The sequence below is a fragment of the Streptomyces sp. NPDC056361 genome (genome assembly GCF_042262805.1).
Classification (GTDB): Bacteria; Actinomycetota; Actinomycetes; order Streptomycetales; family Streptomycetaceae; genus Streptomyces.
Genome location: NZ_JBHJQI010000099.1, coordinates 1 through 13434, shown reverse-complemented (window position 1 = coordinate 13434; position 13434 = coordinate 1). Strand labels below are relative to the sequence as shown.

14 protein-coding genes and 1 pseudogene are annotated in these 13434 nt (G+C 74.1%); 2 read left to right on the top strand and 13 right to left on the bottom strand.

Translation table 11 applies throughout. The features are described from left to right. Position 1: 1 nt before the first annotated feature. The 5 genes from ACFCY7_RS27430 to ACFCY7_RS27410 all read right to left on the bottom strand — a co-directional run bounded on the left by ACFCY7_RS27430 (position 2) and on the right by ACFCY7_RS27410 (position 4431). Positions 2 to 355: an MmcQ/YjbR family DNA-binding protein gene (locus ACFCY7_RS27430; RefSeq protein WP_376488730.1), complete on the bottom strand. Its 354-nt coding sequence runs from the start codon at positions 353 to 355 to the stop codon at positions 2 to 4. Continuing rightward, a complete protein-coding gene (locus ACFCY7_RS27425) occupies positions 352 to 1647 on the bottom strand; it encodes a hemolysin family protein (RefSeq protein WP_376488729.1) in 1296 nt (431 codons plus the stop codon). The genes ACFCY7_RS27430 and ACFCY7_RS27425 overlap by 4 nt, the downstream gene beginning before the upstream one ends. A 4-nt stretch (positions 1648 to 1651) precedes the next feature. Beyond that, positions 1652 to 2149 (bottom strand): rRNA maturation RNase YbeY, encoded by a 498-nt coding sequence (gene ybeY / locus ACFCY7_RS27420; protein ID WP_017239253.1) that lies wholly within the window; start codon positions 2147 to 2149, stop codon positions 1652 to 1654. An 11-nt stretch (positions 2150 to 2160) separates the two neighbouring features. Then, on the bottom strand, positions 2161 to 3207 hold the full coding sequence (locus ACFCY7_RS27415) for a PhoH family protein (protein WP_376488728.1): 1047 nt from the start codon (positions 3205 to 3207) through the stop codon (positions 2161 to 2163). Positions 3208 to 3312: 105 nt separating this feature from the next. After that, the gene (locus ACFCY7_RS27410; RefSeq protein ID WP_376488727.1) at positions 3313 to 4431 is read right to left on the bottom strand and encodes a carbohydrate kinase family protein; all 1119 of its coding nucleotides are present in this window, start codon (positions 4429 to 4431) and stop codon (positions 3313 to 3315) included. Positions 4432 to 4685: 254 nt separating this feature from the next. Here ACFCY7_RS27410 and ACFCY7_RS27405 point away from each other — a divergent pair, with 254 nt between their 5' ends. Then, a complete protein-coding gene (locus ACFCY7_RS27405) occupies positions 4686 to 6029 on the top strand; it encodes an MFS transporter (protein ID WP_376488726.1) in 1344 nt (447 codons plus the stop codon). 73 nt (positions 6030 to 6102) lie between these two features. Here ACFCY7_RS27405 and ACFCY7_RS27400 read toward each other — a convergent pair whose 3' ends face one another. From ACFCY7_RS27400 to ACFCY7_RS27380, 5 genes are all read right to left on the bottom strand, one after another. Next, on the bottom strand, positions 6103 to 7113 hold the full coding sequence (locus ACFCY7_RS27400) for an adenosine deaminase (RefSeq protein WP_376488725.1): 1011 nt from the start codon (positions 7111 to 7113) through the stop codon (positions 6103 to 6105). Positions 7114 to 7123: 10 nt separating this feature from the next. Next, positions 7124 to 8026, bottom strand: coding sequence for a ribonuclease Z (locus tag ACFCY7_RS27395; protein WP_376488724.1), 903 nt, complete (start codon positions 8024 to 8026; stop codon positions 7124 to 7126). 3 nt (positions 8027 to 8029) lie between these two features. Then, complete coding sequence (locus ACFCY7_RS27390; RefSeq protein WP_376488723.1) at positions 8030 to 8389, bottom strand: histidine triad nucleotide-binding protein; 360 nt, start codon at positions 8387 to 8389, stop codon at positions 8030 to 8032. Positions 8390 to 8465: 76 nt separating this feature from the next. Then, the gene (locus tag ACFCY7_RS27385) at positions 8466 to 9569 is read right to left on the bottom strand and encodes a tetratricopeptide repeat protein (RefSeq protein WP_376488722.1); all 1104 of its coding nucleotides are present in this window, start codon (positions 9567 to 9569) and stop codon (positions 8466 to 8468) included. After that, positions 9566 to 10966, bottom strand: a complete 1401-nt coding sequence (locus tag ACFCY7_RS27380) for an ATP-binding protein (RefSeq protein WP_376488721.1) — start codon at positions 10964 to 10966, stop codon at positions 9566 to 9568. The genes ACFCY7_RS27385 and ACFCY7_RS27380 overlap by 4 nt, the downstream gene beginning before the upstream one ends. Before the next feature lie 73 nt (positions 10967 to 11039). Between ACFCY7_RS27380 and ACFCY7_RS27375 the strand changes: the two genes are divergently transcribed. Then, positions 11040 to 11408 carry a hypothetical protein gene (locus ACFCY7_RS27375; protein ID WP_376488720.1) on the top strand — a complete coding sequence of 123 codons (369 nt, stop codon included), beginning with the start codon at positions 11040 to 11042 and terminating at the stop codon, positions 11406 to 11408. Here ACFCY7_RS27375 and ACFCY7_RS27370 read toward each other — a convergent pair. The 3 genes and pseudogenes from ACFCY7_RS27370 to ACFCY7_RS27360 form a co-directional block, all read right to left on the bottom strand. Further along, on the bottom strand, positions 11405 to 12148 hold the full coding sequence (locus ACFCY7_RS27370; RefSeq protein WP_376488719.1) for a 16S rRNA (uracil(1498)-N(3))-methyltransferase: 744 nt from the start codon (positions 12146 to 12148) through the stop codon (positions 11405 to 11407). The two genes, ACFCY7_RS27375 and ACFCY7_RS27370, sit on opposite strands and share 4 nt — an antisense overlap. After that, a complete protein-coding gene (locus tag ACFCY7_RS27365) occupies positions 12145 to 13227 on the bottom strand; it encodes a nitronate monooxygenase (protein WP_376488718.1) in 1083 nt (360 codons plus the stop codon). Before ACFCY7_RS27365 ends, ACFCY7_RS27370 begins: the two co-directional genes overlap by 4 nt. A 74-nt stretch (positions 13228 to 13301) precedes the next feature. After that, positions 13302 to 13434: pseudogene (locus ACFCY7_RS27360) on the bottom strand (diguanylate cyclase); the annotation flags it as partial.

Below are 13434 nucleotides of genomic sequence, written 5' to 3'. Positions count from 1 at the left end.
GTCAGGGGCGGTCGAGGCGGAGCCGTACCGCCTTCGGCAGACCGGCGACGACGAGGTCGTACGAGTCCTCGACGAGCTCCCGGACCATCCGGTCCGGGAGCTCTCCGACGGTCACGGTGTTCCAGTGCCGCTTGTTCATGTGATAGCCGGGGGCGACGGCGGGGTACTCCGCGCGGAGCCGTACCGCCTCGTCCGGGTCGCACTTGAGGTTGATCCGCAGCGGATCGCCGTCGAGCCACGACAGCGCGAACATCTTCCCGGCCACCTTGAAGACGGAGGTGTCCGGCCCGAACGGGAACTCCTCCGAGGAGTCGTTGAAGTCCAGGCAGAGCGTGCGCAGCTCGTCGGGGGTCATTCCGGTGCGTCCTCCGGTTCCAGGGGTTCCACCAGCACGGTGACGATCTTGTTCCGGCGGCCGGCCGGCGCCTCCGCCGTCAGCCGCAGCGAACGGCCGTCGGGCAGTTCCACGACCGCCTTGGCGCCCGCGATCGGGACGCGGCCCAGCGCCTTGGCGAGCAGCCCGCCGACGGTCTCCACGTCCTCGTCGTCGTACTCGTCGGGGCCCAGGCCGTACAGCTCGCCGAGGTCGCCGATGTCGAGCCGGGCGGTCACCCGGTGGCGGTCCCGGCCGAGGTCCTGGACCGGCGGCAGCTCCCGGTCGTACTCGTCGGTGATCTCGCCGACGATCTCCTCCAGGATGTCCTCGATGGTGACGATGCCGGCCGTGCCGCCGTACTCGTCGATGACGACGGCGACGTGGTTGCGCTCCTGCTGCATCTCGCGCAGCAGGTCGCCCGCGTTCTTGGTGTCCGGCACGAAGGCGGCGGGCCGCATCGCGGTCGACACGACGTCCGCCTCGGAGTCGCGGTTGACGTGCGTCTTGCGGGCCAGGTCCTTCAGGTACACGATGCCGACGATGTCGTCCTCGTTCTCGCCGGTGACCGGGATCCGGGAGAAGCCGGAGCGGAGCGCGAGGGTGAGGGCCTGACGGATCGTCTTGTACCGCTCGATGCAGACGAGGTCCGTGCGCGGCACCATCACCTCGCGCACCAGGGTGTCGCCGAGCTCGAAGACCGAGTGCACCATGCGGCGCTCCTCGTCCTCGATCAGCGACTCCTGCTCGGCGAGGTCGACCATGGCCCGCAGCTCGGCCTCGGAGGCGAAGGGGCCCTTGCGGAAGCCCTTGCCCGGCGTCAGCGCGTTGCCGATGAGGATGAGCAGCTGCGGGATCGGGCCCATGATCCGGGCCAGCGGCAGCAGGACGTACGCGGCGGCGGTCGCCGTGTTCAGCGGGTGCTGGCGGCCGATGGTGCGCGGCGAGACGCCGACGGCCACGTACGAGACGAGGACCATGACGGCGATGGCGACGAGCAGCGCCTCCCAGGTCTCCGGGAAGGCCTCCAGGCAGGCGTACGTGACGAGGACGCCGGCCGCCATCTCACAGGCGACGCGGACGAGCAGCGCCACGTTGAGGTAGCGGGTCGGGTCGGCGGCGACCTGCGCCAGCTTCTCCGCCCCGCGCCGCCCGGACCGTACGGCCTCGGCGGCGCGGAAGCTGGAGACGCGGGCGAGACCGGCCTCGGCGCAGGCGGCGAGCCAGGCCACGATGACCAGCGCGACGGCGCCGAGGATCAGCGAGACGTCCATCGGGTCAGGACACGGTCGGCGCCGGGGACGGGCCGGTGAGGCCCTTCTCCGCGCGCCAGCCGTCGACGATCGCCGCCTGGAGGCCGAACATCTCGGCCTTCTCGTCCGGCTCCTCGTGGTCGTACCCGAGGAGGTGCAGCACCCCGTGGACGGTGAGGAGCTGGAGCTCCTCGTCCATGGAGTGCTCGGTCGGCGCGTCCTTGCCCTGCTGGGTGGCGACCTCGGGGCAGAGCACGATGTCGCCGAGGAGCCCCTGCGGGGGCTCCTCGTCGTCCTTCGACGGCGGGCGCAGCTCGTCCATCGGGAAGGACATGACGTCCGTCGGGCCCGGCAGGTCCATCCACTGGATGTGGAGCTGCTCCATCGCCTCCGCGTCCACGACGATCACCGAGAGCTCGGAGAGCGGGTGGATGCGCATGCGCGCGAGCGCGTAGCGGGCGATGTCGAGGATCGCCTGCTCGTCGACCTCGGTACCGGACTCGTTGTTGACGTCGATCGACATGGTGCTTGTTGCTACTTCCCGTTGCGGCCGTTTCGGCTGTCGTACAGCTCGTACGCGTCGACGATACGGCCGACGAGCTTGTGCCGGACGACATCCTGCGACGTGAGCGTCGAGAAGTGGACGTCCGGGACGCCGTCCAGGATGTCGCGGACCTGCCGCAGACCGCTCTTCGTCCCGTTCGGCAGGTCGACCTGGGTGACGTCACCGGTGATGACGATCTTCGAGTCGAAGCCGAGGCGGGTGAGGAACATCTTCATCTGCTCGGGGTTCGTGTTCTGCGCCTCGTCGAGGATGATGAACGCGTCGTTCAGGGTGCGTCCGCGCATGTACGCCAGGGGCGCGACCTCGATCGTCCCGCTCGCCATCAGCTTGGGGATCGAGTCGGGGTCGAGCATGTCGTGCAGCGCGTCGTAGAGCGGCCGCAGGTACGGGTCGATCTTCTCGTAGAGCGTGCCGGGCAGGAAGCCCAGGCGCTCGCCGGCCTCGACGGCGGGCCGGGTCAGGATGATCCGGGTGACCTGCTTGGACTGCAGGGCCTGGACCGCCTTGGCCATGGCGAGATAGGTCTTTCCGGTACCGGCGGGGCCGATGCCGAAGACGATCGTGTGCTTGTCGATCGCGTCGACGTACCGCTTCTGGTTGAGCGTCTTGGGACGGATCGTGCGGCCCCGGTTGGAGAGGATGTTCTGCGTGAGCACCTCGGCGGGAGTCTCCTCGCCGCCCTCCGCCGAACCGTTCCCGCTCGCCCTGAGCATGGCGATCGAGCGTTCCACTGCGTCCTCCGTCATCGGCTGACCGGTGCGGAGCACCAGCATCATCTCGTCGAACAGGCGCTGGATCAGGGCGACTTCCGCCGCGTCGCCGACCGCGCTGACCTGGTTGCCCCGGACATGGATGTCGGCTCCCGGGAACGACCGCTCGATGACGCGGAGCAGCGCGTCACCGGAGCCGAGGAGGCTCACCATCGGGTGCTTGGCGGGGACCGTGAACTGGGCGCGGGCCTGACCGGGCGTGCCGTCGTGGGCCGCGCCGTTGTGGGATGTGGGTGTCTGAGTCATGGGCCGGCACTGTGGCCTGCGCATACCTCCCGTTGCGGGGTTCTCGCCGCTCGACAACCTCTCGATCTCCCAGCCTACGACCTGGCGGCGGCGGGTCGAAGGAATTTACGAGGCCGCGGCCCGGAAGCCGATCGTCGGCACGGCCCGGCGCAGCGGCCAGGGGCGGGCGGGGGCGGGCAGGAGGCGCTCCAGGAAGGCGTAGCGGCCGCGCAGGGCCTCGGGGTCCTGCTTGGCGTGCCCCTGGACGTGCTGCCACCAGGCGGCGATCTCGCCCCAGGTGGGGGCGGAGAGGGAGCCGCCGAACTCCTGGACGGACAGGGCCGCGGTGAGGCCCGCGAAGGCGAGCCGGTCGGCGAGGGGCCAGTCGGCGAGGGTGCCGGTGACGAAGCCGGCGACGAAGACGTCGCCGGCGCCGGTGGGGTCGAGGGCGGCGACCTGGATGGCGGGGACCTCGGCGGTCTCGCCGGTGGCGCCGTCGACGGCGTAGGCGCCCTCGGAGCCGAGGGTGACGACGGCGTAGCGGACCTTGTCGGCGAGGGCGCGGGCGGCCGCCCGGGGGCAGTCGGTGCGGGTGTAGCGCATGGCCTCGGCGGCGTTCGGCAGGAACGCCTCGCAGTGCTCCAGGTCGGCGAGCCCGGCGAGGTCCCAGCGGCCGGTGTCGTCCCAGCCGACGTCGGCGAAGACCTTGGCGCCGCCGCGGGCGGCCCGGGCGACCCAGTCCTCGGAGCGGCCGGGGACGAGGGAGGCGACGGCGGCGCGGGCGTGCGGCGGGTAGGCGGGCAGGGCGCCGTCGAGCGGAGGGGCCTCGTGGCCGTGGGAGACCATCGTGCGCTCGCCCTCGTAGGCCATGGAGACGGTGACCGGGGAGTGCCAGCCGGGGACGGTCCGGGAGAGCGAGAGGTCGATGCCCTCGCCCTGCTCCAGGGCGTCCCAGCAGTACTCGCCGTAGTGGTCGTCGCCGAAGGCGGCGGCGAGGGAGGTGCGCAGGCCGAGGCGGGCGAGGGCGGTGGCCATGTTGGCGACGCCGCCGGGGCTGGAGCCCATGCCGCGGGCCCAGGACTCGGTGCCGCGGACGGGGGCGCTGTCGAGGCCGGTGAAGATGATGTCGAGGAAGACCGTGCCCGTCAGGAAGACGTCGCAGGCGGGGTCGGTGGGCTCGCGCAGGCACACCAACGGGTCGACCCCGGCGTCGTGTTGCGGCTGGTCTCCCCTTGCTGTGGTCACGGCGGACTCCCCGGTTGCGGTGCGGTTCCGGCCAGTGTGCCCGATGGGGAGGGGGTGACGGGTGGGACGCAGCGAGGAAGCCGACTCCTACCCGGGAATCCGAGCGCCAAACCGACAGTGATCCAGATCACGTGGCGAATCGGCGGATTCCACCTTCTCCGGTCAAGCACCTGCTTGATACACATGGTTCCGCGACCCCGTGTTCCCCGCACCACCGGGCGCTCCACCTCCCCCTTCTGTTCCTGGGAACGCCCATGTCCTCGCGGACTCGCGGCCCGGGCGCCCTCGTCGCCCTCGTCGCCCTCTTCACGGCCGGCTACCTCGCCCCGTACCTGCTGCCGACCGTCGTCGGCCGGCTCTCCGCCGGACTCGGCCTCACCCCCGCCCAGGCGGGCCTCGTCGGCTCTGTGCTGCTGCTCGGCTCCTCGTCGGCCGGATTCACGCTGGCCGCGCGCGGGGACCGGATCGGCCCCCGCACCGCCGCCCGCGCGGGCCTGCTCGCCATGGCCGTCGGATACGGCTCCGCCGCCGCGACCTCCGCCGTGCCGCTGGTGGTCGCCGGCGCGGTCCTCGGCGGCCTCGGCTCCGGTACGGCGACGGCGGTGGCCGCCGCCGGGATCGCCGGGCAGCGGGACCCGCACCGCGCCTCCACGCTGGGCCTCCTCACCGTGTCGGCCACGGCGGGCGCCCTCTACCTGACGCTTCCGCACCTCGGCGGCGGCCACGCGGCGCCGCTGCTCGCCATCGCCTGCGCGGCGGCCCTGGTGTGGCCGCTGACCGGCCGGCTGCCCGGCGCCACGCACGCGCGTGACGGGCGCGCCGAGCGGCGGACCGCGCCCACGGGCCCGCTGCCGTACCGCCGGGCCGGGGCCGTGCTCGCCGGGGGCATCCTGTGCTGGTCCCTCGCGCAGAACGCGCTGTGGGGCGTGAGCGGCCGCATCGGCACCAGCCAGGCCGGACTCTCCGAGGTCGCCGTCGGCGCGGTCTTCGCGGCGGCGCTCGGCGCTGGCCTCGCCGGGGTCACCGCGGCGGGGGCGCTCGGCTCCCGCCTGGGCCGCGCCGTCCCGATCGGCGTGGGCACCGTCCTCATCGCGGGGTGCGTCCTGCTGAGCTCGGCCGCCGGGAGCCTGGCCTCCTTCGCCACCGGCGAGATCCTGTGGAACGCCGTCTACCCGGTCGTCCTCTCGTACCTCCTCGGCCTCGCCGCCTCCCTCGACCCGCGCGGCCGCTGGGCCGTCCTGGTCGGCTCGGCGTCCTCGCTCGGCGTCGCCTGCGGCCCCGTCGTCGGCAGCCTCCTCTCGGAACACGCCGGCTACCCGGGCATGGGCGCCGTCCTCTGCGCCCTCCTCGTCCTCGTCGCCGCCCCCATGACCGCCGTGGCCCGCCACGCCTCGGGCCGCCCGCTGGTCCCCGGCTCCGTGCGCCGCCGCGGCGGCGCCCCCGCCGCCGTCCTCGCGGGCACGGCCTCGGCGACCCCGGCGCTGGTCCCGCAGATGGGGGCCACGGAGCAGGCGGTCGCCCCGATCCCGGTCCCGGCGGGACGCCGCCGCCCGGCGAAGTCGGCGTACCGCCTGGCACGGCCGAGCGACCGGGGCTGACGGGGGGCGCCTGCGGCGGGCCCGTTCCCCCGCCCCGGGGCGCCCCCACCCCGGGGCGCCCGCACCCGACCGCCTACTCCCGGCCGAACTCGTACGCCTCCACCTCCGCGAGGTACCGCGCCCGACGCGGCTCGTCGTCCTCCAGGAACGACGCCCGGAAGGAGTTCCGGGCGAGCTCGCGGAGCTGCTCCGCCTCCAGCGACAGCGCGTCCCGCACGCCGTCGAAGTTGTCGCCCGCGTAGCCGCCGAAGTACGCGGGGTCGTCGGAGTTGACGGTGACGAGGAGCCCGGCCGCCATCATCGTGCGGAGCGGGTGGTCGGCGAGGGTGTCGATGACGCGGAGCCGGACGTTCGACAGGGGGCAGAGGGTGAGCGGGACCCGCTCGCGGGCCAGCCGCTCGACGAGCTCCGGGTCCTCCATGCAGCGCAGGCCGTGGTCGATCCGCTCCACGCCGAGCACGTCCAGCGCCTCGCGGACGTAGGCGGCGGGGCCCTCCTCGCCCGCGTGCGCGACGCGGCGCAGGCCGAGCCGGGCGGCCTCCTCGTACACCTCGCGGAACTTGGCCGGCGGGTGGCCGACCTCGGCCGAGTCCAGGCCGACGCCGGTGATCCGGTCCAGGTACGGCTTCGCGGCCTCCAGGGTCGCGAGCGCCGACTCGGCGGACTCGTCGCGCAGGAAGCACAGGATGAGCCGCGTCGAGATCCCGTACCGCTCCTCGGCACGGTCGAGGGAGGCGCCGAGGCCCTCGATCACGGTGCCGATCGGGACGCCGCGGGCGGTGTGCGCCTGCGGGTCGAAGAAGATCTCGGCGTGCCGGACGCCCTGGGCGGCGGCCCGCTCCAGATAGGCGTCGGCGAGCTCCGTGAAGTCCTCGGCGGTGCGCAGGACCGCCATCAGGCCGTAGTAGAGGTCCAGGAAGGACTGCAGGTCGCTGAAGCGGTACGCCTCGCGCAGGGCGGCGGTGTCCGCGTACGGCAGGGTGACGCCGTTGCGCGCGGCGAGCGCGAAGGCCAGCTCGGGTTCGAGGGTGCCTTCGATGTGGAGGTGCAGTTCGGCCTTGGGGAGAGCCGCGGGGAGGGGCATGGGTGGTGCTCTATCTCTTCGGTACGGGGACCCTCATGAGGTCCTGGGCAATGCTCAGCTCGCCGTCGAACCCGGCCGCCCGCGCCTGCCGCTCGAACTCCGAGGGATCGGAGTAGCGCTGCGAGAAGTGGGTGAGGACGAGGTGCCGCACCCCCGCGTCCCGCGCGACCGACGCGGCCTGTCCGGCCGTCAGATGGCCGTGGTCGGTGGCGAGCCTGACGTCCTCGTCGAGGAAGGTCGACTCGATGACGAGCATGTCGGCGCCGTCTGCGAGGGCGTGCACGCCCTCGCAGAGGCGGGTGTCCATGACGAAGGCGAAGCGCTGCCCGCGCCGGACCTCGCTGACCTCGTCGAGCGTCACTCCGTCCAGGACGCCGTCCCGCTGGATCCGGCCCACGTCGGGACCCTTGATGCCGTGCGCGGCGAGCTTCTCGGGCAGGATGCGGCGCCCGTCGGGCTCGGTGAGCCGGTAGCCGTACGACTCGACGGGGTGCGACAGCAGCCGCGCGTCGAGGGTGTACGCCTCGGTGACGGCGAGCGGCCCGTCGGCGGCGACGGGCGACTCGGTCAGCTTCACGGTCTCCCGGTACGCCGTGGCGTACCGCAGCCGCTCGAAGAAGCGCTGCCCGCTGGCCGGGTAGTGCGCGGTGACCGGGTGCGGGACCTGGTCGAGGTTGATCCGCTGGATCACCCCGGCCAGGCCGAGCGAGTGGTCGCCGTGGAAGTGCGTCACGCAGATCCGGTCGAGGTCGTGCGCGGCGACCCCGGCCCGCAGCATCTGGCGCTGGGTGCCCTCGCCGGGATCGAAGAGGATGCCCTGGCCGTCCCAGCGCAGCAGGTAGCCGTTGTGGTTGCGGTGCCGGGTCGGGACCTGGCTCGCGGTCCCGAGCACGACCAGTTCGCGTACGGACACGGCTTATCCGGGGGGCCAGTTGAGGCCGCGACCGCCCAGCACGTGCGCGTGGGCGTGGAAGACCGTCTGGCCGGCGCCCGCGCCGGTGTTGAAGACGATCCGGAAGCCGTGGCCGTCGACCTTCTCCTGGGCGGCGACCTCGCCGGCCTCGCGCAGTATGTCGGCCGCGACGGCCGGCTCGGCGGCGGCCAGGGAGGCGGCGTCCGGGTAGTGGACGCGCGGGATGACGAGGACGTGCGTGGGCGCCTGCGGGTTGATGTCGCGGAACGCCACGGTCGTCTCGGTCTCGCGGACGATCGTCGCCGGCACCTCCCCCGCCACGATCTTGCAGAACAGGCAGTCGCTCTGCGGCTCTCCGGCCATGGCCCGGGCCTCCTCGCCTCCGTCGGTCAGTACACGCGCATGCTATCGGCCGCCCCCGGCCTCACCGCGTCCCCGGTCAGTCCTTCGGCGCGCGCCGGTTCAGGGCCGAGCGGCTCACCCAGTACGTGATGATCACGGCCCAGAACAGGGGCGTGCCGAGCCCGCTCACCAGCCCCGAGTCGAAGGGCCACAGGGCCAGGGCCGCGAGCGAGTACAGACCGAGGAGCCCGACGGCCCCGCCCATGAACAGCACCGGCCGGCAGTTGCGCGCCACGAGGAGCATGGGCCGGCGCAGCCGGGGCGGCACCCGGCGGGCCATCCACACCGCCCACCCGGTCCACGAGCCGGCGACCACGGCCCCGCCGGACAGGAGCGGGACGGCCGCGTCGGCCCAGCCCGCGCCCTCGGGGACCCAGGCGAGGGCGACGGCGGAGGCGATGAACCCGAGCAGGGCCACCCAGCGGGCCCCGGCGACCGTGTTCCAGGCCATGGCCTCCAGGTTGTAGCGGGCCTTGCGGTCCTGGAGGTCGAGCGCGGCGGAGGCGACGAAGCCCTCGGCGGCCTGGGTCCACGCGCCCCGGCGGAACCAGCGGCGGCGCAGCCGAAGCAGCGACAGGTTGTTGTGGGCCTCGCTGCTCTGCGGGTTGAGCCGCAGCGTCGTCTCGTACGCCCGCTGCGCGGTGACCCGGTCGCCCCGGCGCTGGGCGGTCAGACCGACCAGGAAGTGGGCCGCGTCCTCCTCGGGGGCGAGGGCGACGGCGGCCCTGGCCGCCTCGTACGCCTCGACCGTCCGGCCGGGCGTGCGGGCGTGCTCGCCGTGCTCCGCGAGGGCGGTGCCCAGCGCGTAGTGGGTGCCCCAGTACTGCGGGGCGAGCTCGACGGAGTGCCGGGCGGAGGCCTCCGCCTCCGGGTACCGCTTGGCGGCGAGCAGGATGTGCACGCGCATCAGCCAGCCCCCGAGCAGGTCGGGCTGGGCCCGCAGGGCCTGGTCCACCGCGGCCAGGGCGGCGGGTCCCGCCCCGCTCCGGTGGTGGCAGCGGGCGAGCAGCACCAGGGCCTCGGCGTCCTCCGGATCGGTCGCCAGGTGCTGGGCGACGAGCTCCCCCGCCTGCGCGTACCGCCCGGCGTCGTACAGCGCCTCGGCGCGCAGCAGCGCGGTCGGGCCTCCCGGGGCGGTCACAGCTTGCGCTTCCGCTTGAGGTGGGCGAGGAGGTCGTCGTACAGGCCGCCCTCGTTGGCGAACATGGCGACGTTCCGGGCCGCGGCGAACCACGGCTCCGTCGACGGCTTGATCTGCTTGGCCGCGCCGAGCAGGTCCTTGGTGGTGATCAGGCGTACGGAGCCGGTGCGGGCGGAGTCGAGGAGCGCCGCCTCGGCGGCCGTCTCGCACAGGTGGGCGAGGTCGGCGCCGGAGAAGTCCTCGGTGACCTTGACGAGCTTGCCGAGGTCGACGGCCTCGATCGGGCGCTCCCGCAGGTGGTAGCGGAGGATCGCCTCCCGGGCCTTGGCGTCCGGCGGCAGCACGAGCAGGGTGCGGTCGAGGCGGCCGGGGCGGCGCAGCGCGATGTCCACGTCCCAGGGCACGTTGGTGGCGGCCAGCACGAAGACGCCCTCGTTGCCGGCGCCGCTCGCGATGCCGTCGAGCTCGGTGAGCAGCTGGTTGACGACGTTGCGCAGACCGCTGTGGTGGGTGCGCGAGCGCTTGGCGCCGAGCGCGTCCAGCTCGTCCAGGAAGACGACGCAGGGCGCCTGGCGGCGGGCGGTCTCGAAGATGTCGTGGATGTTCTTCTCCGAGGCCCCGATCCACATGTCGAGGACGTCGGAGAGCGACACGGTGAGGAAGTTCGCGCCCAGCTCGCCCGCGACGGCCCGCGCGATGAACGTCTTGCCGCAGCCGGGCGGCCCGTAGAGCAGCAGTCCGCCGCGCAGCGACTTCCCGTACAGCCTGCGCAGTTCGGGGTTCCGCATCGGCGCGAGGAAGGCGGCCTCCAGCCGGTCCTTGACCTCCTCCATGCCGCCGACGTCCGCCAGCCGCACGGCCCCCGGCGCGTCGACGTCCCAGGCGGCCGCGTCCCCCGCGGTCCCCTCGCCCCCGTCGGCCTGCGGCGCGTCCAGGAACCGGGGCCCGACCAGGTCCCGCACCTGCTGCTCGGCGGCGTCCCAGTCGAAGGCGGGCGCGGACTCCGCGGGCGCGTCAGGAGCCGGGGCGGGCGCGGACTCCGCCGGCTCCTCGGGAGTGGGGGCGGGCGCGGACGACATCTCGGGAGCCGGAGCGGACGCGGACGGCCCGTCCGGAGCCTGAGCGGGCGTCGGCGCGGCCGCATCGGGCCTCTGCGCCGGCGCCGGAGCGGGCGCGGGCGCGGAGGCCGGGGGCAGACCCATCGCCCGCACCATCAGCGCCCGCGCGGTCGCGTCCCCCGGCGCGTGCTGGAGCGCGACCGCCGCCTCCGCGACGGCCTCGTCGTTCCGCCCCTCGGCGAGGAGGAGTTCGGCGAAGTGAAGACGCAGGGGCACGTCGCCCGGGGCGGCGCCCACGGCGGCGCGCAGACTGCGGAGGAGAGGGGACTCGTCGGCCATGCGGCCAGCCTAAGGAGCGGCGGGGGGCCGTTGTCCACCGGGTGCGGCAGGGCGCGGGCGTAAGGTGCCCGGCATGAGACGGGAAGGCGCGCCGCGCAGGCTGACCGTGGACGGCACCGTGTGGCTCTGGAACGTCCGGCACCGGCACCCCGACTGCCGGACGGTGCTCTCCCTGCGCCGCGCCGAGCACCGCCACGCCCAGCTCCGGCTGGTGTTCCGCGACGGCCCCGGCCGGATCGTGGCCGGCTACCCCTTCGGCCTCGGCGACGTCGCCTCGACCGGCGGCGACGTCCTGAACCTGAACGAGCCCGGTGTCGTACGCCGCTTCCTGGCGGAGGCCGGGGCCCGCGGCCTCCTCCCCACCGCCCACGGCGTCCGCGAGGAGGACGCCTGGCCGCTCTACGACACCCTGACGGACCCCCTGGGGGTTCTTGCCCCCTAGCTCCAGCGGCCGGTGCGGCCCAGGACGAGGGCCGTGGCCGCCGTGCCCGCCGTGGAGGTGCGCAGGACGCTGCGGCCCAGGCGGTACGGCTTCGCCCCGGCCGCCTCGAAGGCGGCGAGCTCGTCGGGCGAGACCCCGCCCTCGGGGCCGACGACCAGGACGATCGAGCCCTTCTCCGGGAGTTCGGCGGTGGCGAGCGCGCCGCTCGGGTGGTCGCGGTCCTCGTGCAGGACGGCCGCGAAGTCGGCACCCGCGAGGAGCGCGGCGACCTGCTTCGTGCTCATCAGGTCGGCGACCTCGGGGAAACGGGTGCGGCGCGACTGCTTGCCCGCCTCGCGGGCGGTGGAGCGCCACTTGGCGAGGGCCTTGAGGCCGCGGTCGCCCTTCCACTGGGTGATGCAGCGGGACGCGGCCCACGGCACGATCGCGTCCACACCGGTCTCCGTCATGGTCTCGACGGCGAGTTCGCCCCGGTCGCCCTTGGGGAGCGCCTGGACGACCGTGATGCGCGGCTCCTCCTCGGGGTCCTCGGACACGGACGAGAACTCCACGGTCAGCCGGTCCTTGCCCTCCGCGGCGACGACCACGCAGTCGGCCCAGCGGCCCCGGCCGTCGGTCAGGACGACGCTCTCCCCGGGGTTCAGCCGCTTCACGGAGACGGCGTGCCGGCCCTCGGGCCCGTCCAGGACGAAGTGCCGGGTGTCGGGGAGGGCGTCGACGACGAAGACGGGTGCGGTCATGAGGCGCTCCTGTGGGCGATCTCGGAGAGGGCGGTGTCGAGTTCGGCGGCCAGCACCTCGACCAGCTCCCCGGCGGGGAGCGCCCGGGCGAGCCGGTGGCCCTGCCCGGCCCACAGGGCCATGCCCTGGGCGTCGCCCGCGGTGGCGGCCGCCTTGCGGATCGGGGCGGTGAGGTGGTGGATCTCGGGGTAGGCGGCGGGGGCGTACGGCCCGTGCTCGCGCATGAAGCGGTTGACCAGGCCCCGCGCCGGGCGCCCGGAGAAGGCCCGGGTCAGGGCGGTCCTGGTGAACAGCGGGTCGGTGAGGGCCCCCTTGTGGAGCGGGTGGGCGCCCGACTCGGGGCAGCCGAGGAAGGCGGTGCCGAGCTGTGCGGCGTCCGCTCCGGCGGCGAGGACGGCGGCGATCTGCGCGCCGCGCATGATCCCGCCGGCGGCGACGATCGGCAGTGCCACGCGCTCGCGGACCTGGGTGACGAGGGCGAGCAGCCCGGTGCCCGGGGCGCCGTCGTCGGCCGGGTCGTCGCGGTACGAGCCCTGGTGCCCGCCCGCCTCGACGCCCTGGACGCACACGGCGTCGGCGCCCGCCCGCTCGGCGGCGAGGGCCTCCTCGGCGGAGGTGACGGTGACGATGGTGAACGTGCCGACCCGGGCGAACGAGGCGAGGACCTCGGGCTCCGGGCAGCCGAACGTGAAGGAGACGACCCGGACCGGGTCCTCGCGGAGGATCGCCAGCTTGGCGTCGTAGGCGTCGTCACGGCTGTCGTCGGCCTCGCCGAGCGGGGTCTCGTACCAGGTGGCCTCGCCCGCGAGCTGGTGGCGGTAGACCTCGACCGCGGCGGGGTCGGCGGGCCGGCCGTCCTGCGGCATGAAGAGGTTGACGCCGAAGGGGCGCGCGGTGAGCCCGCGTACCTGCTTGATCTCCTGGTACAGGCCTCCGGCCGTCTTGTACCCGCCGGCCAGGAAGCCGAGCGCCCCGGCCTCGCAGACGGCTCCGACGAGCTCGGGACAGGAGGCTCCACCCGCCATGGGGGCCTGCACGATCGGAAACCGAGAGAGATCGTTCAGTGCGGTGGTGGACATATGGGCATCGTGTCATGCCCCTGCTTCCGGGCCGAATCCGTGCGTCAGGTCATGGAAGGAACCGCTCCGGAAACGGCGGGAGGGGCCCCCTCTGCGAGCACGTGCTGGAGCGCGCCCTCCAGCTCCTCGACGCCCTGGGTCAGCAGTTCCCCCAGGGGCCGCCCGAGCAGTGCGGTGCGGCCGGTCCCGAAGGCCCGTGCGGCGTGC

Bases quoted from the DNA above. Each gene is read 5' to 3' on its own strand.
- ACFCY7_RS27430 (WP_376488730.1), bottom strand. From the start codon at position 355: ATGACCCCCGACGAGCTGCGCACGCTCTGCCTGGACTTCAACGACTCC.
- ACFCY7_RS27425 (WP_376488729.1), bottom strand. From the start codon at position 1,647: ATGGACGTCTCGCTGATCCTCGGCGCCGTCGCGCTGGTCATCGTGGCC.
- ybeY (WP_017239253.1), bottom strand. From the start codon at position 2,149: ATGTCGATCGACGTCAACAACGAGTCCGGTACCGAGGTCGACGAGCAG.
- ACFCY7_RS27415 (WP_376488728.1), bottom strand. From the start codon at position 3,207: ATGACTCAGACACCCACATCCCACAACGGCGCGGCCCACGACGGCACG.
- ACFCY7_RS27405 (WP_376488726.1), top strand. From the start codon at position 4,686: ATGTCCTCGCGGACTCGCGGCCCGGGCGCCCTCGTCGCCCTCGTCGCC.
- ACFCY7_RS27400 (WP_376488725.1), bottom strand. From the start codon at position 7,113: ATGCCCCTCCCCGCGGCTCTCCCCAAGGCCGAACTGCACCTCCACATC.
- ACFCY7_RS27390 (WP_376488723.1), bottom strand. From the start codon at position 8,389: ATGGCCGGAGAGCCGCAGAGCGACTGCCTGTTCTGCAAGATCGTGGCG.
- ACFCY7_RS27380 (WP_376488721.1), bottom strand. From the start codon at position 10,966: ATGGCCGACGAGTCCCCTCTCCTCCGCAGTCTGCGCGCCGCCGTGGGC.
- ACFCY7_RS27375 (WP_376488720.1), top strand. From the start codon at position 11,040: ATGAGACGGGAAGGCGCGCCGCGCAGGCTGACCGTGGACGGCACCGTG.
- ACFCY7_RS27370 (WP_376488719.1), bottom strand. From the start codon at position 12,148: ATGACCGCACCCGTCTTCGTCGTCGACGCCCTCCCCGACACCCGGCAC.
- ACFCY7_RS27365 (WP_376488718.1), bottom strand. From the start codon at position 13,227: ATGTCCACCACCGCACTGAACGATCTCTCTCGGTTTCCGATCGTGCAG.